Annotated in this window: 12 protein-coding genes; all 12 read left to right on the forward strand. The window is 69.7% G+C overall.

Annotated features, from left to right (window positions below; genetic code table 11):
- Window positions 1-7: 7 nt before the first annotated feature.
- The 12 genes from BIX52_RS05635 to BIX52_RS05690 all read left to right on the forward strand — a co-directional run bounded on the left by BIX52_RS05635 (window position 8) and on the right by BIX52_RS05690 (window position 21,742).
- Complete coding sequence (locus BIX52_RS05635; protein WP_075219919.1) at window positions 8-1,453, forward strand: xylulokinase; 1,446 nt, start codon at window positions 8-10, stop codon at window positions 1,451-1,453.
- 52 nt (window positions 1,454-1,505) lie between these two features.
- Entirely contained in the window at window positions 1,506-2,504 is a 999-nt protein-coding gene (locus BIX52_RS05640; RefSeq protein WP_075219920.1) for an ABC transporter permease, read from the forward strand.
- Window positions 2,505-2,518: 14 nt separating this feature from the next.
- The gene (locus tag BIX52_RS05645) at window positions 2,519-3,460 is read left to right on the forward strand and encodes a sugar ABC transporter substrate-binding protein (protein WP_075219921.1); all 942 of its coding nucleotides are present in this window, start codon (window positions 2,519-2,521) and stop codon (window positions 3,458-3,460) included.
- A complete protein-coding gene (locus BIX52_RS05650; RefSeq protein WP_083660026.1) occupies window positions 3,457-4,233 on the forward strand; it encodes an ATP-binding cassette domain-containing protein in 777 nt (258 codons plus the stop codon). Before BIX52_RS05645 ends, BIX52_RS05650 begins: the two co-directional genes overlap by 4 nt.
- Before the next feature lie 105 nt (window positions 4,234-4,338).
- Window positions 4,339-6,882, forward strand: a complete 2,544-nt coding sequence (locus BIX52_RS05655; RefSeq protein WP_075219922.1) for a Crp/Fnr family transcriptional regulator — start codon at window positions 4,339-4,341, stop codon at window positions 6,880-6,882.
- Window positions 6,883-7,137: 255 nt separating this feature from the next.
- Window positions 7,138-8,436, forward strand: coding sequence for a tetratricopeptide repeat protein (locus BIX52_RS05660; protein ID WP_075219923.1), 1,299 nt, complete (start codon window positions 7,138-7,140; stop codon window positions 8,434-8,436).
- A gap of 23 nt (window positions 8,437-8,459) precedes the next feature.
- Window positions 8,460-10,373, forward strand: coding sequence for a hypothetical protein (locus tag BIX52_RS05665; protein ID WP_075219924.1), 1,914 nt, complete (start codon window positions 8,460-8,462; stop codon window positions 10,371-10,373).
- 187 nt (window positions 10,374-10,560) lie between these two features.
- Window positions 10,561-12,099: a toll/interleukin-1 receptor domain-containing protein gene (locus tag BIX52_RS05670; protein ID WP_139312714.1), complete on the forward strand. Its 1,539-nt coding sequence runs from the start codon at window positions 10,561-10,563 to the stop codon at window positions 12,097-12,099.
- Window positions 12,096-16,286, forward strand: a complete 4,191-nt coding sequence (locus BIX52_RS05675; RefSeq protein WP_075219926.1) for an nSTAND1 domain-containing NTPase — start codon at window positions 12,096-12,098, stop codon at window positions 16,284-16,286. Before BIX52_RS05670 ends, BIX52_RS05675 begins: the two co-directional genes overlap by 4 nt.
- A gap of 108 nt (window positions 16,287-16,394) precedes the next feature.
- Complete coding sequence (locus tag BIX52_RS05680) at window positions 16,395-18,293, forward strand: M10 family metallopeptidase C-terminal domain-containing protein (protein WP_075219927.1); 1,899 nt, start codon at window positions 16,395-16,397, stop codon at window positions 18,291-18,293.
- Between the two features lie 378 nt (window positions 18,294-18,671).
- Window positions 18,672-19,370, forward strand: coding sequence for a hypothetical protein (locus tag BIX52_RS05685; RefSeq protein WP_139312715.1), 699 nt, complete (start codon window positions 18,672-18,674; stop codon window positions 19,368-19,370).
- Window positions 19,371-19,639: 269 nt separating this feature from the next.
- Entirely contained in the window at window positions 19,640-21,742 is a 2,103-nt protein-coding gene (locus BIX52_RS05690; RefSeq protein WP_170126397.1) for a sulfatase-like hydrolase/transferase, read from the forward strand.
- Window positions 21,743-21,750: the final 8 nt, after the last annotated feature.

A 21,750-nucleotide genomic window follows, 5' to 3' on the forward strand; every position in this document is an offset into this window, starting at 1 on the left:
CCCTGCCATGAAACCCGACGTCATCCTGACTGCCGACCTCGGCGCCGGCTCGCTGCGGGCGGCCGCGATCGGCCTCGACGGGCGCACCCACGCCATCGCCCGGCGCGCCCTCACCATCGCCGCCCCACATCCTGGCTGGGCCGAGGCCGATCCCGCCGGCTGGTGGGACGCCCTCGCCGCCACCTTTGCCGAGGTGCTCGCCGCCGCCGACGTCGCCCCCCGCGCCATCGCCCTCACCGCGATGACCCGCTCCCAGGTGCTGCTGGACGCCTCCGGCGAGGTGCTGCGCCCGGCGATCCTGTGGCGCGACATCCGCGCCGCGGAGGCCGCGCGCGAGGCGGCACGCTGGGTGCCGGTCGCCAACCCCGCCACCGGCATCAACGCCTTCCACACCCTCGCCCGCCTCGCTTGGCTGAACGCCAACGATCCGGACGTCTTCGCTCGCACCGCCGCCGTGCTGGAGCCGAAGGACGCGCTGAACCTCGCCCTTACCGGAGTCCTCGCCGCCGACGGCGTCACCGCCGCCCGGTTCGACGATCTCGCCCCCGCCGCCGACGCGCCGGACTGGATCGGCCGCGCCTTGTCGCTGCTCGACCATCCGCGCCGCATGCCGTGGGAGATCGTCGGCACCGTGACGGCGCGCTCCGCACCGTTCGACCGTCTCGCCGGGCTTCCCGTCTTCGGCGGGGCGATGGACACCTGGGCGGGCGCGGTCGGCTCAGGCGCGGTGGAGGCCGGCATTGCCTACGACGTCGCCGGCACCTCCGAGGCGGTCGGCCTCGTCACCGCCTCGCCCGCGCGGGTGGACGGACTGGTGCCGATGCCGTGGACCGAGACCGCGCACCAGCTCGGCGGACCCACCCAGGCGGGCGCCGACGCCGCGCGCTGGGCCTTCGACCTCCTGCGCCTCCGCGGCACGCTGGAGGACGCCGTCGCCGCCGCGGGCAGCCTCGCCCCCTCTGCCGGCCTGCCGATGTTCATCCCCTACCTCGCCGGCGAGCGCGCGCCCGTGTGGCGGTCCGACGTGCGCGGCGTCATCGCGGGCCTTTCGCGTGAGCACGGCCCCGCCGAAGCGATGTTCGCCGTCATCGAAGGCGTCGCGGGCGCGGTGGCCGACATCGTGCGCACCGCCGAGGCGTCGGGCACCACGGCACGGGCCATCGCCATCTCAGGCGGCGGCGCGCTCAGCGATGCGTGGTGCCAGATCAAGGCCGACGTCACCGGCCTTCCCGTGGTGCGCCCGCGCGAGGTGGAGACCGGCCTCGTCGGCTCCGCGGCGGCCGCCGCCTTCGGCCTCGGCGCCTTCCCGACGCTCGCCGCCGCCAGCGCCGCGATGAACGCGCCGGAGCGCACCTTCACCCCGCGCGCCGCCTTCGCCGAGCTTTTCGCGGCGCGCGCCGAGGCCCGCCTGTTCCTGAAGGTATTTGCACTTTCAATGAAGGTCGGCGAATGATCGGCCCCTCCGCCCTCCACCACCCGCCCGCACCGCTGAACGACTGCCTTTGATGACCGAGTCCACTGCCGCCGCCCATTCCGACGCTCCGCCGGCGCCCGGCGTCCGCCTCAAGACGGCGGTGGCGCGCTACGGCACCGCGGTCGGCGGGATTCTCGTCTTCGCGGTGTTCGCTCTGGCGGCGGACAACTTCCTCACGGTGGGCAACCAGTTCACCATCTTGCGGCAGGTGAGCTTCCTCGTCGTCTTCTCGCTCGGCTTCACCTTCGCGCTGACGGCGGCCGAATTGGACCTCTCCTTCGCCGCCGTCGCATCGCTGGCGGGTGTCGTTTGCGGCGGCCTCGTCCACCACGACTATCCGTGGCCGCTGGGGGCGCTCGCCGCGCTCGCCATCGGTGGCGCCTTCGGCCTCGCTAACGGCCTCTTCGTGACACGCGCGAAGATCCCGTCCCTCATCGCGACGCTCGCCACCGCGTCCATCGCCACCGGGTGCGCCTTCGCCATCACCGAGGGCGTCGCGTGGGTCGGGCGCTGGGACCGCTCGTTCCTGTGGCTGGGACGCGGCGAGATGGGCGGCGTCCCGGTCCTCGTCGTCTGGATGGCGCTCGCCGCGCTGATCGCCGTCTTCGTCATGCGCCAGACGCGCTTCGGCGTGTGGCTGACGGCGACCGGCCAGGCCGACGAAGCAGCCCGCCTCGCCGGCATCCCGATCCGCGCGATGAAGGTGTGGGGCCTCACCCTCTCGGGCCTGTGCGCCGGTCTCGGCGCCGTCCTGTTGACGGCCTCGCTGTCGTCGGCCGGCCCCACCTCGGCCAGCGACTTCCTCATGAAGGGCATCGCCGCCGTGCTCCTCGGCATGACGATGTTCGAGCCGGGCCGGGCCAACGTTCCGGGCACCGTGGTCGGCGCGCTCGTCATCGGCGTGCTCGCCAACGGCCTCGTCCTCGTCGGCGCCGCCTATTACGTGCAGGATATCGTGCTCGGCCTCATCATCCTCCTCTCCGTGGCACTCTCCGCCTCCGTCCTCACCAAAGCGGCCTTCACCGTCTGATCAGGGAACCCTCCATGCGCTTCAGGTCCATCCTCGCCGCGGCCGGTGCGGCCGTCACCCTCGCCGCCACCCCGGCGCTCGCGACCGACATCGGCATCATCGCGTTTCAGATGTCGTCCGACACGCACGCCCGCGTGGCCAACGCCGCCGAGGCCGCGGCGGAAGAGCTCGGCTGGTCGGTGACGCTGCTGAACTCGGCCGGCGCGATGCCGCAGCACGCGGCGCAGATCGAGAACCTGATCCAGGCGGGCGTCGACGGCATCATCATCGCCATGGGCAAGCCGGTGGAGACGGATGCGCAGCTTGCCGCCGCCAAGGAGGCAGGCATTCCCGTCATCACCGTCGCGTCGGGCGGCAGCCAGCAGACGCTGTTCGACGTGCAGGCCAACGAGTATCAGGTGGGCGCGCAGATGGCGCTCTATCTCCTCGGTGAGCTCGGCTACGAAGGCACCATCCTGCAGGAGCGGTTCGAGGGCAACGTGGCGACGCGTATCCGCGGCCGCATCCTCGACGCGGTGCTGGCGGAGAACCAGGCGGTGGAGACGGCGGGCACCCACGCCATGGCCCGCACCGCGAGCTGGCGCGAGGACGTGCGCTCCGGCATGGAGGCGCTGCTTCTGCAGAACCAGGGCAACGTGAACGGCATCTGGGCCTCGTTCGACGGTCAGGCCTTCATCATCGACGACATCCTGGCCCAGCAGGGTCTTTCCAAGGGCGACGTCGTCCTCGTCTCGGCCGATGGCGGGCCGGAAGCTTATGAGCGCATCGCCGACCCCACCAGCCTGCTGTCGGCCACCGTGCGCGTGCCGTTCGAGGAGATGGGCGAGATCGCCGTCGACAGCATGAAGCGCATTCTGGACGGCGAAGAGGCCTCGGCCATCACCTCGGGCCCCTATTTCCTCGTCGATGCGGTTCTAGTCACCGAGAACAACGTCGCCGAGTACCTGTCCGAGTGACGCCGGCGACGGACACGAGCGGCACGGCCGGCACGCCGATCCTCTCGCTTGAGGGGATCGGCAAGACCTACGGCGCGGTGCGCGCCCTGTCCGGTGTGTCGTTCGACGTGCGCGCGGGGGAAACCCTCGCCATCTGCGGCGACAACGGTGCGGGCAAGTCGACGCTCATCCGCATCGTGTCGGGTGCGCAGACGCCGTCCGAGGGGACGATCCGCCTTGCGGGTGCGCCGGTCACCTTCGCCTCCCCGGCCGACGCGCTCAGTCAGGGTGTGGCGACGATCTACCAGGACCTCGCCCTGGCGCCGACGATGACGATCGCCCAGAACGTCTTCCTCGGCTCCGAGCTGACGACGCGGGTGATGGGCGTCCCGCTGCTCGCCAAGCGCCGCATGAGGCGGGAGGCGGCGGAGCACCTCTCGCGCCTGCGCCTCGCTGTGCCGGACATGAACCGGCACGTGTCGGACCTTTCGGGCGGGCAGCGGCAGGCGGTGGCGATCGCGCGGGCGCTGCGGTGGCAGGCGCGCATCGTCATCATGGACGAGCCGACCGCGGCGCTCGGCGTGCGCGAGACGCGGCTTGTGCTGAACCTCATCAAGGAGATCGCGTCGCAGGGGATCACGGTCATCCTGATCAGCCACAACATGGCGGACGTGATCGAGGTCGCCGAGCGCGCGGTGATCCTGAAGGGCGGCCGCAAGGTGCGCGACACGGCGCTCGCCGGCTGGACGGCGGACGACCTCAGCCACGTCATCATGGGCCACGAGGCGGCCTAGACCCGGTAGGCGGACCTCCCCGTCGACCTCGCGCGAATTGCGGACGCCGGTCTCCGGAGCGACAAAGGCCAGGATGAGACCTGTCGACCATCATGAGGCGCGAACGTGATCGACAAGAGCCTCCTCGAACGCTCCTCGCTGTTCGCCTCGCTGAGCGCCGACGGGCTGCGCGAACTTGCGCGGGTGGCGACGCTGAGCCACGTCATCGCGCCGGGGGAGATCCTCTTCGACATCGGCGAACCCAGCGACGCGCTGTTCCTCATCACCCGGCCACGGCGCGACACCGGCGATGACGCTCCCGTCGCCCGCCTGGAATTTGCCGCGGCGGCCGGTCGGCCCATCCGCGCCGACCATGTCGGCGAGTTCGGCGTCATCGGCGGTGTCGAACTGCTGCTGGCCGGGCTCGCCCCAAAGCTTCCGCGCCGGTGCACCCGTGCCGTCGCGGTGACACCGCTCGTGGTGGCGAGGCTACCGGCGCAGACCGTCGCCGCCCTCGGTGAAAGCGATACACAGTTCCGCCGCCTGCTGGTGCGCGAAGGCGCCCGCCGGCTCCTCGATGCGATGCAGGTCCAGGTTCGCCGCCGCGAGGTCGGGGCGGAGATCGCCCTCGCCGCGCTGCTCGCCGAGGCCGCGGCGACGCACGGAACCTTTCACGGCAACCGGGTCGAATTCACCCGCAAGACGACACAGGACGAGCTGGCAGACGAGCTGGCGGTCAGCCGCCGGACGGTCGCCGTCCATCTCGCCGAATGGGCGCGCGCAGGGCTGATCACGACGACACCGCTGGCACTTCTGGACTTCAACCGCATCCGCCTGCTGGCGGACCTGCAGGACGTCGCACCCGCCGACGTGCATCAGGAGGTCGTCGGCGAGATCGACCATCTGCTCGACGCGGGCGACCTTCTGCGGGCGCGCACGCTCGCCCTCGGCTTTGCGCCGCACTTTTTCGATGCGCCGACGCTGGTGTTCCGTGCCGCACTTGCCGCGGCCCGTCTCGGCGCCACCAGCGAGGCTGCCGCTCTGCTCGAGCGCGGCGGCTTCGTACCGGGCATGACGGGCGCTGAGGTGTCGGACCTCGTCCGCGCCGGGCTCAATCGCCTGCGGGACGGCGACGATCAAGACGGGGCCGACGACGACGTCCGTCCGAGGACGGCGTCGGAGCGCCGACTCGCGACCGACATCGCTGCCCTCCTCGGCCGGCTGGAGAAGGACGGTTTTCGCAAGGCGGCGACGCCGCAGGAGGCACAGGCTCACGCGGTCCGCGCCGCAGCCGCCTACGCGACCGCGCACGACATCGCCCGCTCCCCCTTCGCCGCCGTCAACAGAGCCACCATGACTCTACTCGCCGGTGACGCACCGACCGCGGCGCAGCTCGCCCGCCCCTATCTGAGCGACCGTTCGCCGGCCCCCTCCTACTGGTCGGCTGCAACGGCCGCGGAGGCTCTCCTCATCGCCGGCGACAGAGACGCGGCACGGCGCGCCTTCGATGCGGCGGCCGGACTGCCCGATTCCACCGATGGAGCACGCGCGACGACCAGGCGCCAGCTCCGGCTCATCGCCCCGGCGCTGGCGATGGACCCGGACACGCTCGCCGAGTGGATGCCCATCTCCCGACCCGCGGCAGGACTGGGGCACATGATCCGCGCGACGGACGCCGACGCGCCGACCCGCGCCGCGACGGCGAAGCGCATCGCGGCCGGCGTCGAGCGCGCGTTCCAAGCCCGCACCATCGGGGCGCTCTACGTCTCGCTGTCCTGCGGCGCCGACATCGTGCTGGCGGAGGCGGCCTTGGCCCGCGGCGCCGAGCTTCACGTGGTGCTGCCATTCTCGATCGCCGACTTTCGCGCCGCGTCCGTCGCGATCGGCGATGCCGAGGGCGAAAGCGACTGGAGCCGGCGCTTCGATGCGTGTCTGGCGAGCGCGGCGACGATCACCATCCTTTATCCGGGAGGCGTGCCGCGTCTCGGCAAGGATTGGTACTACCGGCAGACCTTTCGCCATTGCGCCGGCCGGGCGCTGGAACGTGCCACCCATCTCGACACCGAACCGCTTCTGATCTCGGTCGTCGGCGGTGGGGACCGCGAGACGATGGCGAGCAGTTCGCACGGGATGGGCGAATGGGTGGCCCAGGGGCTCGACACCGCCGTGGTGGACTTTCCCCTCACCCGGCCGGCCCCCGCCGGTCCGGCCGCCGTGCCGTCCGTCGCAGGAGCCGCCGTCGTCTTCCTCTATCCGGTCGACGATGTCGCCCCGGACGCGGCCAAGCGGCTGTCGGACGCGCTTGCCGGCCGTTTCGGCGACGCGCTCCAGGTCCGGGCCCTCAAGAGCCGGCGCACCGCCTACACCGTCGTGGTCGCTTCGATCCGCGAGGTGAGGTCCGTGGTGGAGAAAGCGCGCGAATGTGCCGCGGCGAACGGGGTGACGATGCGGATCGTCTGCGATCACGGCGGCGTCCGCAGGGCCGATGGGACGATCATTCACGACCAGCTCACCAGGCTGACCGGAGCGGCGGACGTTCCGGGCGCTCCGGCCGATATGACGCTGGCGACGTCCGCCTACGCGATGGAGGCGATCTTCACCGATCGGCGGGGCCAGACGCTCGTCCCGGCCGGAGCGGCGAGCGACATCTATGCGCTGACCTGGGACTGAAGCGAGGCCTGAGCCGAGGCCTGACGCGGCGCCTGACGTGCGCCGCGGCCCGACAGGCGGTGGAATTTTAAATCATACTTTGCTACCCGGCACGGATAGGTTTTTCGGCCACCCGGTCGCGGCGCTCCATTTGCGGGCTCGATTTTTGAACGGCGGCCTGCAATGTTTGATTTTAGGCGAGGTGTTATCTTTGACTCGGCCAGCCTCCCACGACAGTGTTGCCGCACACGGTGCGTTTTCTCGGGATTGACGTCGATGTTTGCCCGGTTGTCCCTGTGCATCGGCCTCGTCGCGGGCCTCGTCGGCCCCGTTCACGGTCAGGATGCGTCCGAAGCGGACTATCTGGCGGCGGTGCTCAGCCGCCCGTCCGATCCGGAGATATCGTTCCGTTACGCGCGCGCTGCGGCAGGGAACGGCAACGTTCGCGGTGCGATCGTCGCTCTTGAGCGCATCGTGCTGATGTTCCCGCACCTCGCCAACATCAAGCTCGAACTCGGCATCCTCTATTTCCGCACGGGGCAGGACGCTCTGGCGCAGCGCATGATCGCCGAAGCGCTCGAGGATCCGGGCGCGCCCGAGGCGGTGAAGGCGCGGGCGCGCGAAATCCTCGCCGCAGCGGAGAAAAATCAGAGGCGGTGGAGCCTGTCGGGTTACGCGTCCGCCGGGGTCGGCGTCGACAGCAACGCCAATTTCGGTCCGGACGATGGTGCGAGCACGGTCAGGGGTACGATCGACCCTTCCGCGGCGGGGCAAGCCGACCTGTCCTTCGTCGGCAGCGGCGGCTTCGGCCTCGCATACGATCTCGGAACGCAGGCCGGTCATACCGCGGTCCTCAGCGCCGGGTTCTACTCGCGCCGCTACGTGACGCTGAACGATTACGACATGGACGTCGTCACGGGTGCCGCGGGCCTCGATTTCCGGCTGGACCGGGTTTTCGGCGGACCGAGCATTCTTCAGGTCCGCACCGACGTCATCCAGCTCTGGCGCGACTACGAGTCCTACATGACGGAGATCGGGCCGTCGGTGCGCCTCACGCTGCCGGCGGGTGCGCGCACGGCCCTCAGCCTCGGCGCATTCGCGCATTATCAGGACTTCCACGCCACCTCGCTCGTACCGGCCAACGACATTCGCGACGGCGCGATCCTCGGCCTGAGCGGCGAGGTGAGCTATCGCTTCACCGAGCGCACCAGCGGCGGGTTCGTGGTGACGGGATTGCGCAAACAGGCCGATGCCGCGTTCGAGGCCTTCGGCGAAGTGGCCGCGGGTGTCACCGGACAGCACAGCTTCCTGTCGCCCTTCGGCCAGCCGCAGCCGTGGACCCTGCAGGCCAACGCCGCGGCCGCTTTGCGCACCTATGACAGCCCCGACAGCGCGATCGACCCGGCGGAGACGCAGGAGGACGTGCGCCTGCGCCTCGGTCTGGCGCTCAACGTGCCCTTGGGCGACCGTGTCTATCTGACGGCTCAATCGGGGTTGGAAAGCAATATGTCGAACTACGACATCGACAGCTACACCAACGTGTTCGGCCTTCTTCTTCTCTCGGCTCGCTTCTGACGCGGCGTGCTGTCATGAGGTCTATGATGCGCCCTTCCGCTCTCGCTGCATGTCTCGTGTGTGCCATCGGAGCCGCCACGCCCGGCGCGGCCGCCGCGCAGCCGCAGGGCTTCACCGTGCGCCAGCTCAACTATGCGGACGGCACCCGGCAGACCTTCCGCGCCGGCGAGCGGGAGACCGTCGAGATCCTCTTTCGGGACGGCGCATCCGTCGTACTCGGCCCCGGCGCCGCGACGACGATGCGCCGCGACACGGACGGCCGCGTCGCGGTGGCGGTCGACGCGGGGATCGTGCGCATCGCAGGTGGTGCCACGAACAGGACCGTTCCCGTCACCATCACCACCCGCGACGCCGCCTTCGCATTGACGGACGGCACCGCGATCATCGACGTCTCGCCCGCCGGGACGCGGGCGCATCTGTTCAACGGGGAGACGCTGGTCGCTTCCAAGGACGGCGTGACCAAAACGCTCTACCGGCCAGGTTTCCAGGTCGTCGCGGACGCTAACCGCCTCATGGGTCCTCGCCGGATGGCGCGCAGCCTCCTGCTCGACGACCTCTACCGGCTCGGCCCGGAGCTGAGGAGCGACGCCGGGGGCGCGGCCGCGCCGAGCCTCGTCGGCCAGATGAAGGTCGTCCCCCTGATCGGTCCGGGCGGCGGCGGTCTTCGATCTGCCCTCGTCGTGTGCTCCGGCGCCGCGGGGGACGATGGAGCCGGGCCGGTCTCCTGCGTGGAGGCGCAGCAGGACGAGGCCACGGCCGATGCCGCGCTCGAGGCCGCGCTGGCCGATCCCGCCTTTGCGCTCACCGATCTCGGCGGCGCGTCGGTGTCCACTGTCGGCCTGCCGCTCACGGTCCAGGCGAACAGCTACTTCGCGTCGATCCTCAACCAGTTGTCGCGGCAGGTGCTGGAAACGGCGGACGGCGGGAGTACGCCGCCGACGGACACAATCGTCGCGGCGCTGGACATCGTCGCGCCCTACCCCGGCGTGGAGCTGACGCGCCGCACCATCGACGATCTCATCGCCCGAACACGGCCGGAGCTGCAGGCGCCCTACGGCGGTCCGCCGATCCCCGACATCGTCGGCTATGCCCGCGGGCTGAGCGCCACGGTCAGCGGCGGCGAGGCGGCGACCTACGCTCTGCTTTCGACCGCCGACGAGAGGCAGTCCAATTTCGCCTTCTTCAACGCCAACCCGCTGACGCGCGGCTTCGAGGCCTCGATCGAATTTCAAGAGTTCTCCCAGTCGATCACCCAGCAGGACGACAGCGCCTTCCAAAACGCCGCCGTGTTCGCCGGATCCAGCAAGGGGCGCCCTTCGCTGGAGGTGGCATCGGGACCGGCGGTCGCCGCTGACGCGCAGCGCAGCGGCAGCGCCGCCCCCTCGCCGGCACCGCGGGACTACGAGCACCTGCGGTGGGGAACCTTCATCGGCCTCGAGCGGAACGAGGAGGGCGGGGTGAAGGTCGAGCGGGGCTACTCGGGGAGCTTCGCCGCGGGTCGGCCGCTGAGCGAGGAGGAGATCGCCGTCGTCGACCAGGCCCGGCGCGATACGACCGCGACGGTCACCTACGACGGCCACGTCATCGGCGACGTGATCGACGGCAACGTGGTGCGCGGCAATGTCGTCGGCACCTATTCCGACGACTTCGACTTCGCCGCGCGGCGAGGGCGCGTCACTGTCGACTTCGACCGGCGCACCTATACCGGGCGCAGTCGCGGTTTCCCGCAATATAACGCGACACTGCGGGCAACGGGGGCGGGAGGGATCACCGGACGTGCGCAAGGGACCTTCGTCGGCCCTCTCGTCAGCGCGACGAGCGACCGGCTCGACACTCCGGCCGGCATCGTGGGGGGCTTCAAGCTCTCCTCGCCCGACACGGCGGCGCGCAGCTACCGCGCGACGGGAACCTTCGCCGCGGAGGTGCAGCGGCGCTGAGGCGGTCCGCATCGGCCGAAATCGCCCGCCGCCCCGGCGGGGCAGCTTTTGCCGCCCCGGACCCCGCCAGCCTTATCACGGGGGCGTCGTTGAGCCATAGTGAAGCCGATGTCACTCGCGGGATGAAACGAACGCACTGCCCCGGCAATCGGGGCTCCACCCCTGCATGACGAAGGCCGTGACGGCGATGGCGTATACACCGGGCTACGAATACGACGTCTTCGTCAGCTACGCGTCCGTGGATGACTTCAACCTCATCGACGACGGCGACGGCTGGATCACCGAACTCGTCGAGCTTCTGGACAGGATGATCCGCAGCCGCCTCGGTGGCGGCGACGACCTCACGATCTACTTCGACCGTCATCGGCTGGCGAGCAATCACGGCCTGTCGACCCTGCTGGACGCCGTGCGCCAGTCGGCGACGTTCTTCGCCGTGGCGTCGAGCGCCTACAATCAACGGGAGTGGACGCAGCGGGAGATCGCCGAATTCTGCCGGCAGCCGGACTACAGCAACCGGCTGTTCGCCATCGAATATCTGCCTCTCCTGCCCGGCGAGCAGTATCATTCGATCCTTGAGAGCCGCAAACGTCTCGCCTTCTGGGAGCGTGACAGCGCCTTCAACGTCGAGCAGACGCTGGTGCGCGGCTCGGCCACCTACCGCGCGCGCTGCACCCAGGTGGCACAGCAGATCGCGACGCAGCTTTTCGCCATGCGCTTCGGCGGCGGCGCCGCGGCCGCACCGTCGGCTGGGACACAGGAGCGCGATCCGGCGACGCCGCTTGGCCGTCCTTCCGCCGCTCTCGCCCCCGCCGGCCCAGCCCAAGCCGCTCTCGCCCCCGCCGCGGCAGCGACCGCGCCCGCGGCGGTGCCTGCGCCGCGCCCGCAGGCCGTCCGCCTCGTCGTGGGGCAGACCGCCGCCGACATGGAAGACGACGCCGAACGTCTCAAGGCCTTCTTCGCGGATCTCGGCTACGACGTCACCTACCTGTCGGAGATGCGCCAGGGTGGACGGGACTTCAAAGCCGACGCCGCCGAGGCGATGGAGGGCGCGACGCTCTTCGTTCTGCCGATCGGCGCCCATCCCGGCCGGCGGCCGAAGGATCTGCCGGAAGGTTACTATGCCGCCCAGCTCGACGTCGCACGCGACTGCGCCACGCCCACGATGGTCTGGCGCCGGCCCGACGTCACCGGCGCGAACACCACCGTGCCGGAGCACGCCGCGCTGATCGACGACGATACGGTGATCGCCGCCACCTATCCCGGTTTCGTCAATCAGGTCCGGTATCTGCTGGAGGCGGCGGCACGGGCCATGTCGGCCTCGGCCAAACCCGCATCGGGCTATATCTTCATCAACGCGGACCAGTCCGACCGGGCGGCGGCGGAGCATTTGCAGGACGTCTTCGTGACGATCGGCCAGGACACCGCCGTGCCGATCTACGACGCCTCGCCGCACGAATTGCGCGAGGACCTGATCGAGCGGCTGAGCGACTGTGACACGCTGCTGCTCCTCTACGGCGAAGTCGGCCTGCGTTGGGTGCGTGCGCAACTGTCGATGCTGAGCAAGATGCGCCCGCACATGAGCGCGCGGATCAAGGCGGTCTGCATCGGCCCGCCCGCGGGCAAGTCCAGCAACCTCGGCTTCCGCTCGCCCGACCTCGAGATCCTCGACCTCAATCCGGACTGGCAGCACAGCCCGATCGTGGATCTCGTGAACAGGTCTTCATGACCAGCGCGGACCGGCTCCCCTATCCGGGCCTGCGCGCCTACTCCCGAGACGAAACCGACCTTTTCTTCGGACGCGAGCGAACGACCGACGCGATGGTCGAGCGGCTCGCGGCGACACGGTTTCTGGCGGTCCTCGGCCCGTCGGGAAGCGGCAAATCGTCCCTCGTGCGGACCGGGCTTCTCGACGCGCTCGACCTCGGCCTCTACGCCGCGGCCGGCTCGGACTGGCGTGTGGCGGACTTCTCGCCCGGCGTCTCGCCGCTCACAAACCTCGCCCGTGCCGTCGCCCATTCCGGCGACGCGCCCGCCGACGCGCTCGACGTCGAGGCCCTCCTCGCCGAGATCGAGCACAGCCCCTTCGGGCTCGTCCGGTGGGCCAACGGGGGGCACCTGCGCCGCGGCCAGAACCTTCTGCTCCTCGTCGACCAGTTCGAAGAGCTGTTCCGCTACAGCGACTATAGTGCGCGCGAGGAGGCCGAGGCTTTCGTCAACCTCCTGCTTGAGAGCGCGAGGGGCGACGCGCCCATTCATGTGGTCCTCACGATGCGGTCCGAATTCCTCGGCGCCTGCGCACTGTTGCCAGGCCTCGCCGAACGCATCAACGAGAGCCTCTACCTCATCGGGCGCATGACGCGCGAAGAGTGCCGCGCGGCGATCGAGGGGCCGGCGGGGGTGCTGGGGTTCGACGTCGAGACCGCGCTGGTCAGCCGGCTTCTAAACGATCTCGCCGCCTTCGCGCCGTGGGATGCGAAGGAAGAGGTCTCGCAACTGGAGCACCTCTCGCGCCAGGCCGATCAGCTTCCACTGATGCAGCACGTCCTCAACTGGTTGTGGATGCGCCAGGCGGGGGGCGACAAGCCGATCACGCTGACGCTTGCCGGCTACCAGGAGATCGGCGGCCTGCGCGGGGCGCTGGACCAGCACGGCGAGAAGATCCTGGCCGAGCTCGGCGAACGGCCGGGAGGCGATTGGATCCAGGTCGTCGAACCGCTCATGCGCGGCCTCGTCACGGGCACCAGCCTGGAGAGCGCCGTCCGCCGGCCCGCGCGGCTGGACGAGCTCGTCGCCCTCACGGGGCGCACCGAAGAGGAGTTGCGCACCGTCATCGAGGCGTTTCGGGCGCCGCACTCCAGCTTCCTGCGCCCGGACCCCTCCGTGCCGCTGGGCGGCGCCACGATCGTCGACATCACCCACGAGAGCCTGGTCCGCCAGTGGTCGCGCCTCGCCGAGTGGCACCGGGCCGAAACGCTCGACGGCGAGCGATGGCGCCAGCTCGCGGCCGAGGCGGAGGCTCATGCCGCCGGGACGGCCGATCTCTTGTCGGAGACCAACCTCGCCGCCGCCTCGGAATGGCTCGATCGGGTGGGGCCGACGGCGCCATGGGCGGACCGTCACGGCGGGCGTTTCGCGACGGTCCACGCCTTCCTCAGGGCGAGCCGCGAGGCGATCGCCGCCGCGCACGAGGAGGAGCTGAAGCGACGGCGCCGGATGCGGCGATTGCGCGACGGTCTGGTCGCAGCGCTCACGGTGCTCCTGGTCGTCGTCACCGGAGCCTCGGTCTGGCTCTACCGGGCCAACCGGGAGAAGGACCGGCTGAACGACGCCTTGTTCGACACGAATGTCCGCCTGACCGCGCTGAACCGCACCCTCGGCGACTTCAAGACGCGCTCGGTGGCGCTCGTGACCGACTTCGCCACGACCATGGCCGAGGTGCAGGACGCGGCGGTCCTCGGGTTCAGCCGCTACGAGGAGAAGCTTTCCAACCTCATCGCGCCTTTTCAGGCCTACACGCTGAGCCAGGCCGCCGAGCGCCTGACGCCGGCGCAGATCATGCACTTCCGGCTGACCTACGGGCAGACGCTGGAGCGGCTGGGCGAGGACGACCGCTCCGTCGCCGTCATCGCCGAGGCGTTCGAGCTGGCGCGCGAGGAGGCCGCGCGCGGGCGAGGTCAACTCGGCCCGGGCGCCCTGGTGCCCTTCTTCCAGGTCGTCACCGCCCATAGCTGGAACCTGATGAACGCCGGGGACTATGCGGGCGCCGATGCCGCGCTCGACCTCTCCGAGGAGGTTCTTGCCCGCCTCGAAGACGTGGCGGAGGCGCCGCTCGCCGACGCCGTCGCGGGTGCGCTCTTCGCCCGCTCACGCTGGCACGACGAATCCACGACCGGCGACAGCGACGCGGCGCTTGCCGCGCTGCGCCGCGCCGCAACGTTCGAGGAACGCGCCCTCGCCGCCGATCCGGAAAATCAGGTCTTCCGGACGCGGGCGATGACCTATCGGCGCAACTTCGCGGGCCGCGCCCGTCAAGCGGCCGACGCCTTGCCGCCGGACGATCCGCAACAGAGCGCCCTGCGTCTCGCAGCCACGAACGCGGAGGAGGCGCTGTGCCTGGAGGCCGATGGGCTGGTCGCGGCGGTCCCGCTCATGGCCGCCACCATCGGCTCGACCTTCGCCCACTGCACCGTCGTCGCCACGCGCCGGCTGACCGCGGACGGAGACATCGCCGAGGCGCGCCAGGTGCTGGAACGCGCGCTCGGGCTCTTCGACATGCTTCTCGCATCCGATCCGGACCTCGCCCCGCTCCAGTTCGCCAAGCTCCAGCTTCTTCAGCAGCGGGTCGCGATCGAGCGTTCTTCCAGCGGCTCGAACGCCGCCTTGGCAGACGCCGGGCGAGCGCTCGCCGCTCACTGGTTGGCGCTGCTCGGCGAGGGCAGCCGGCTCACCGCCGACGTCTTCCGGTTCGAACAGGCGCTCCGCTCGATCGTCGACGCCTTGTCGGGCGAGGCGACGAGCGCGGCGCAGCGGGTCACCTTCTATCGCGCAGCGCTGGATGCCGTGGGCCGCACCCTCGCGGCGAGGCCGGACGGCCCGTCCTTCCGCCGCATGGACGCGATGACCGCCGCGCAGCTTGCCGCGGCGCTGGAAGGCGAGGACGCCGGCGAGAACGAGCAAGCCGCGCTCCACCGGCGCGTGATCGCGGACCACGAGGCCCTCGGGACCTTCCGCTCGGTGGACGAACCGTCGGAAGGGGTGGCTGAGGCGTGCGAAGCCTATGCCGGGATGATCCGGCTCCACGCCAGCGCCAAGCGCGTCGATGCCGCGCGGGAGGCGCTGGCGACCATGGCCGCACGCTGCGCGCCGGTCCTCGCGCGGTTCCCGTGGGACGTTCGACTGCGCCGGGCGCTGGACGGGGCCCGGACGACGGTCGGTGCTCTGCTCTTCGAACGCGGGCGCTACGACGAGGCGAGGCCGGAGCTGGAGGCCGCGAGCCACGCCGGGGAACGCCTCGCGACCCGGTTCCTGGCGCAAATGGCGCGCCTCGGCCTCGGCGTACCGCGTGACGCGGACCGCGCGGCGACGCTCGACGCACAGGCGGAGCGCCAGCGTATCAAGCACCTGTCGATCCCCGTGTCGGTCGCGGGTCTCGTCTATGATGTGGACGTGGACCTTCACCAACGGCCGGACGATTTTCCCTATCGCGGCATCGGCGATCACGTCGTCATGCTGAAGACCTTCCGCGGCGCCGAGGTCGTCGGCGACACCGCCGCCCGTCTCGCAGAGGTCGATCGCCTCGCGCGCGAACGGGGCGTGTCCTTCCCGGCCATGGCGCGCGCTCTGGCGCAGGGCGACGAGCCGCGTCTCGTCTCGCCGGCAGACCCGCTGCCCCAGCCGGGCGAGGCCGACGCGCAGACGGCAGGACAAACCATCGCCGAAGCGCGGACGGCCGCGCGGTCCGGCGCGTTCGAGGAGAGCCTGCGCCTGCTCGATGAGGCGCTGAAACGTGGCGCGGCGGCACACGAGGAGACGCGGGACGATCTCGTCACCGCCTACGGCAGCCTCGCCGGCCTCGCGCTCCGTTCGGACGCCTTCAGCCTCGCGCGGACTGCGGCCGAAGCCGCGCTAGCGCTCGATTCCGAGGCGACATGGGTCGAAGTCAACCGCGCCGTGGCCCTCATGCGTCTCGGCAACGTGGAGGAGGCGCGCGCGATCTTCATGCGGAACCGGGGACGACTTCTTCTCGGCGGGGCGCTCTTGTGGGACCGTGCGGTGCTCGAAGAGTTCTCCGACCTTCGGGCGCGCGGTGTCGACGTTCCGCCGATGGCGGAGATCACGGCCCTGTTCAGCCAGGCCCTGCCCGACCTGCCCAACTTAGCTGACCAGCCCGGCGCTGCGCCGACACCGCCCTGAGCGGAGCCGGAGTGCGGCACACCCGCCTCCGGTCCCCGGTTGCGCCGCCCGGGTGGCGACAGTACCACCTCTAGATCGATATGTTTTTGTGTTGAGGGGATTGGGCGGATGGCAACGTTGGGAACCGTCGCGGATCGCCTGGTCAGCGGATACTGGTCACTCACGGACGAGACCACGCGCTGGTTCCAAGAGGACCGCCTCGAATACAACATCACCGGCTACCGCGTCGGCAACCAGTCCGACACCAACGGCCTTCTTCCCGTCCGCCAGGCGCAAGTCCAGAACGTCATGTCCTATTATGACGCGCTGTTCGGCGACATCGCCTTTCAGCAGACGACCTCGTCCAAGGCGCGTACGACGGACGTGTTCTTCAGCGATGGTCCGGGCAATGTCGCGGCGTCCACCCTGCCGCGGCTGAAGGGTGAGAGCGTCCTCTACGCGTTCACCAACGTCCCGCGCGACTTCAGCCGGACGCTCGACGAAGAGCCGGCGCCGGGGGCGACCCTGTCCGACGTCGACAAGTACCACTACCAGACCTTCCTGCACGAGGTGTTGCACGTTCTCGGCCTCGGCGAGACCATGGTGGCCGGACGGCCTGGAACCCGGCTCGACAACGACAGCTGGGACGTGTCGATCATGTCCTACGTCGACCAGTTGCAGAACCCGGCCGACGATGGAGCGACCTCGCGCCTCTACCTGCTGACCCCGCGCCAGGCGGACTTTCTGGCACTCGAGCGATATTACGACCTCAGCGCCGCGTTCGACGGACCCACCGTCTACGGCCGCGCCGATAGCGGCGGCGATTTGCCCTGGTCGCTGGACAATCTCGCCACGCTGATCTCCGAAGCCGCCTTCACGATCTACGACGCCGGGGGGCGGGATCATCTGAAGTTCGACTATGCCCTCTCCTATCAGCAGCGCATCGATCTCACGATCGTCAACGGCACGATGACGGAGACGCATGCGTCCGACATCGCCGGGCAGAAGGGCAACCTGTCGCTGGCGGTCGGCACCGTGATCGAGGACGCCACCGGCGGCGCCGGGCGCGATACGATCATCGGCAACAGGGTGAACAACCGCCTCGACGGCAACGCCGGCGACGATGCGCTGTTCGGCAAGAGCGGCCACGACAGGCTTCTCGGCGGCGACGGGAGCGACACACTGAGGGGCGGTCCCGGCAACGACACCCTCGTCGGAGGGGCCGACCGCGACTTCCTGTTCGCCGGCATCGGCGACGATCGGCTCGTCGGTCAGAGCGGCGACGACAGCCTGCTGGGCAGCAACGGCGACGATACGGTGTTCGGCAATCTCGGCGACGACACGCTGGTCGGCGGCTTCGCAGACGACCGCGTCATCGGCGGCCGGCACGACGACGCCCTGTTCGGCGACCTCCAGGACTTCCTCCTCAACGGCAGACTGTCCCCGGCCGAGATCCGCCAACGTTCCGGCGCGGACTGGCTGGACGGCGGCGGAGGAAACGACACGCTCGACGGCGGTTCAGGGGACGACACGCTGATCGGCGGGCGCGGCCACGACAGCATGAACGGCGGTCTGGGCGCCGACAGCCTCACCGGGGGCAGCGGCGACGATACGCTGGACGGTGGGCGCAACGCCGACACCCTGTCCGCCGGCGAGGGCAACGACGTGCTCCGCGGCGGGCTCGGCGCGGACGTGATCCATCTCGGCGCGGGGACAGACCGCATCGTCCTCGGCCTTGCTGGAACCGACGTGGTGTTCGGCTTCGTCAACGGCGAGGATCGTCTCGACCTGACCGACGTGGATGCCGATCCGCGAACCGAAGAGTTCGATGCCTTCACGTTCGTCGGCCGCTCGCAGATCCCCGGCCTCGGCGAGCTCACCTATCGGATCGACCTGACGGACCCGCAGACGGGCGGCCCCGTCGTCACCATCATCGGCAACACCGACCTCGATCCGCAGACTGCGGAAGTCGAAGTCCGCCTGATCGGGCTGAACGCGCTCGACGAAGACGCCTTCATCCTCGTCTGAAGTGCGCTCCGGGGGCGCGGGACGAACCGCGCGGTTCGCATGCCGCACAGCCCCCCGAAATGTGAAGGGCTGCTGAAATAAGCCGCCGGATTTCGCGCACCGTCTGGTCATGGGCGGACGCAACGGGCGCCGCGGCACCGAGGACATGACCATGCATGGACGCATCCCTTCGTGGCGGGCGCGCTCGCGCCGGGCCGCACCCGCTCCCGGTCACACCGGAACGCGCATGCACCGCGACCGGTAGCGCTCCTCGGCTCCCTTCGACCGCCCGCACCACGCGCCCGCACCACGCGCCGCACGATGCGTCCGGCCAGGACCCTTGCGTTGCGGCACGTATGGCGCCCGCGGACCCGCCGCTCTTCAACGCCGCACACATGTTTGGACCCCGTCATGAGCAACACGAGCATCCCTGCGGAGGCAACGCGTTTCTCCGTCTACCTTTCCGTCTTTCGGATCGGCAAAGACAACCGGACATTCACGCCGGTTGTGACCGGCCTCTTCACGCTGGATGAGGCGATCCAGGACGCCACCAGGCTTCAGGCGCCGGCTCGCTTCATGAAAACGCTGACGCAGCTTTATGAGACCGACGGCGGCATGGTGGTTCTCAGGAACCGGCACGAGATGTTGTTCTGCGCCCAGCTCGATGATCCGGGTCATCTGGACGGCCACTTCCAGCAGTCGACCGTGAACGTGCTGGAACCCGGCGAAATCCTGACCTGGCATCGCAGAGAGGCCGGCCAGCCTCTTTCGCCCGGCCAGGTCGTCACCACGACACTTCAGGGCATGACGCGGTTGCTCCGCACGAAGGTGGGCGGGCCGGCCATCATGCCGCGCGAGGCGTGGGAGATGCTGGAATATCTCCTCGAATTCAAGCGCATCGACCAACCGGTGATGCTCGTCGTCGACGAGACGCTCAATACGATCAGCCGTTTGCGCGTCAAGGGTGAGCCGCTGTTCGACAGGACCGAGGCCGCCGCCGCCGAGGCCGACCGAGACGAAGACGACGACACGGAGCCGAACCCGAGCGAAGAGATGGTCGCCGACGGCACGGCACGAGAGCAGTGGGCCCGGTGCTGATCCGCGGGCCCGGGTGCGGTCTGCGCGCGACGGCCCGTCCGCCGCTGCTCCGCGATGGGGTCTCGCCGCGCTCCGGTCCCTCTCACCTGCGCCGGTCCGGCCGCGCCCTGAAGGCGCCCGCCGCACACAGGGAAGCAGCAGCCTTCGGCCGTGCGCGCTGACGTTGACCAGCCCTTGCGCCCCGGTCCCGCCACGCGGGGCCGCCGCCTCGCTGCCATGAATGGCGCGCGGCTTTGCCGATGATGCACCCCGTCAAAGAGCATTCTTCCATGAATATCATCAACATATCCTTCGACGATCTGGCCTACTGGATCGGTGCCGCCTCGATATTCACGGATCGGGTCGTCACCCCGAATCTGGACCGCATGGCCGACCTCGGCACCTCCTTCACCAACGCCTACACGCCGGTCGCCCTGTGCAGCCCGGCGCGCACGGCAGCCCTGTCCGGCCAGGCCCCGGTGACGACCGGAGTCTTCACCAATCAGGAGAGCTGGCGCAGCGGCGTCGCGCCGGAGGACACCCTGCCGGGAACGTTCCTGCAGAACGGCTTTCACGTCGCGTCCTACGGCAAGGTCTTTCATCAGAAGGACATTGCGCCGGATCTCGGCGCCAAGCTCTTCAGCGAATACACGACGGTGATCGGCTATCGCGGCGGCGAACCCGCCGGAAGCGAAATCGAACCGATGCCGGACGCGTTCACCGACGAGATGGCGGACAATATCACTGCCGACAATTCCATCGCCTTCCTGGAGCGATACGACGGTGACGCGCCGTTCATGCTGAACGTCGGGTTCGTCAAACCCCACAAGAGCTTCACCGTTCCCGAGCGGTTCTATGATCTCTACCCGATCGAGTCGATCGACACGCCCGGCGAGGGGGCGGACGATCTGGCGGGCATTCCCGCCGCCGTGCTCGAGGATCTGAAATACCGCGGCTGGCATCCCAAACCGGACACGCCGGAGTCGTGGAAGGAGTATGTGCGCGCCTATCTCGCCACCGTGACCTACGTGGATTGGGAGCTCGGCCGCGTGCTCGACGCCGTCGAGCGGACGGGCCATGCCCAGGACACCGTGATCGCCCTGTGGAGCGATCACGGCTACCACCTCGGCGACCGCGACGACCGGTGGGGCAAGTTCACGCTTTGGGAGGAGGCGGCGAAAATCCCCTTCATCTTCGCCGTGCCGGGGGTCACGAAAGGCGGTGAGACGGTCGATCAGGTGGTCAGCCTCCTCGACCTCTTCCCGACCCTTCTCGACGCCGCAGGTCTCGACATTCCCGGCCGGCTCGAGGGGGAGAGCCTGATGCCCTTCCTTGCCGATCCCGATTTTTCGCAGGATCGCGCGGTGTTCACCTGGATGGGCGACAGCGTGATGATCCGCACGCAGACCTACAGCTACATCTCTTATGCGGACGGGACCGAAGAGCTCTACGACATGGTCGGCGACATGGAGCAGAACCGGAACCTCGCCGATGTCCCGGCGCATCAGGAAACCGTCGGCGCGCTATGGCAGCGCCTGATCGAGGCCTATGGCGACGCCCCGCTCAGCAGCACGTTCGACGACGAGAGCGCGGCCCTCGGCCCCCTCGTTCGGGGCGGTGCGGATGACGATCGCATGGTGCTCGGCGGTGGGGACGACCATGCGGCGGGGCGGGCCGGGGACGATACCATCCGCGGCGGAGCCGGTGACGATTCGATCGCCGGCAATGCCGGTTCGGATCTCGTCGACGGCGGTCCGGGCGGCGACACGCTGCAGGGCGGCAACCAGCACGATACCCTGTTGGGCCGACAGGGCGACGACCGGCTGCACGGCGGGCGCGGCAACGACCGGCTGGTCGCCCACGCGGGCGACGATGCGATCTACGGCGACAGCGGAAGAGACAGCATCTGGGGCGGCAAAGGGGCCGACTTCGTTCTCGCCGGCCGGCACGACGACGTGGTCAATGGCGGCAGCGGCCGGGACACCCTCAGCGGCGAACGCGGCAACGATCAGCTCAACGGCGGGGGCTGGGCCGACAGCCTCTACGGCGGGGCGGGCGACGATACGTTACGTGGCGGCGATCACCGCGACACCCTGGTGGGGAACAGCGGCGACGACAGTCTGATCGGGGGCCACGGGTCCGACATCCTGCTGCCGGGCGGCGGGAGCGACACGCTGATATTCGAAGGACGGTTCGGCAACGACACCGTGGCCGGGTTCGATGCTGCCGACGACACGATCGAGATCCGCGGTGCGAGCCTTGACGACGTCGCGATCCAGACGACGGCCGAGGGCACGCTCCTGACGGTGTCGGGCAACGCGACCGGCACGATCATGCTCGAAGGCGTCTTCGCGTTCGATCCCGCCACGATAGTCGACGACGTCATCCTCTGACATGGCGG

It is taken from the genome of Acuticoccus yangtzensis (assembly GCF_001927245.1).
Classification (GTDB): Bacteria; Pseudomonadota; Alphaproteobacteria; order Rhizobiales; family Amorphaceae; genus Acuticoccus; species Acuticoccus yangtzensis.

Excerpts from the sequence above, each read along its gene's own strand:
- BIX52_RS05670 (WP_139312714.1), top strand. The coding sequence starts at position 10,561 with ATGGCGTATACACCGGGCTACGAATACGACGTCTTCGTCAGCTACGCG.
- BIX52_RS05640 (WP_075219920.1), top strand. The coding sequence starts at position 1,506 with ATGACCGAGTCCACTGCCGCCGCCCATTCCGACGCTCCGCCGGCGCCC.
- BIX52_RS05645 (WP_075219921.1), top strand. The coding sequence starts at position 2,519 with ATGCGCTTCAGGTCCATCCTCGCCGCGGCCGGTGCGGCCGTCACCCTC.
- BIX52_RS05675 (WP_075219926.1), top strand. The coding sequence starts at position 12,096 with ATGACCAGCGCGGACCGGCTCCCCTATCCGGGCCTGCGCGCCTACTCC.
- BIX52_RS05680 (WP_075219927.1), top strand. The coding sequence starts at position 16,395 with ATGGCAACGTTGGGAACCGTCGCGGATCGCCTGGTCAGCGGATACTGG.
- BIX52_RS05635 (WP_075219919.1), top strand. The coding sequence starts at position 8 with ATGAAACCCGACGTCATCCTGACTGCCGACCTCGGCGCCGGCTCGCTG.
- BIX52_RS05690 (WP_170126397.1), top strand. The coding sequence starts at position 19,640 with ATGAATATCATCAACATATCCTTCGACGATCTGGCCTACTGGATCGGT.
- BIX52_RS05665 (WP_075219924.1), top strand. The coding sequence starts at position 8,460 with ATGATGCGCCCTTCCGCTCTCGCTGCATGTCTCGTGTGTGCCATCGGA.
- BIX52_RS05660 (WP_075219923.1), top strand. The coding sequence starts at position 7,138 with ATGTTTGCCCGGTTGTCCCTGTGCATCGGCCTCGTCGCGGGCCTCGTC.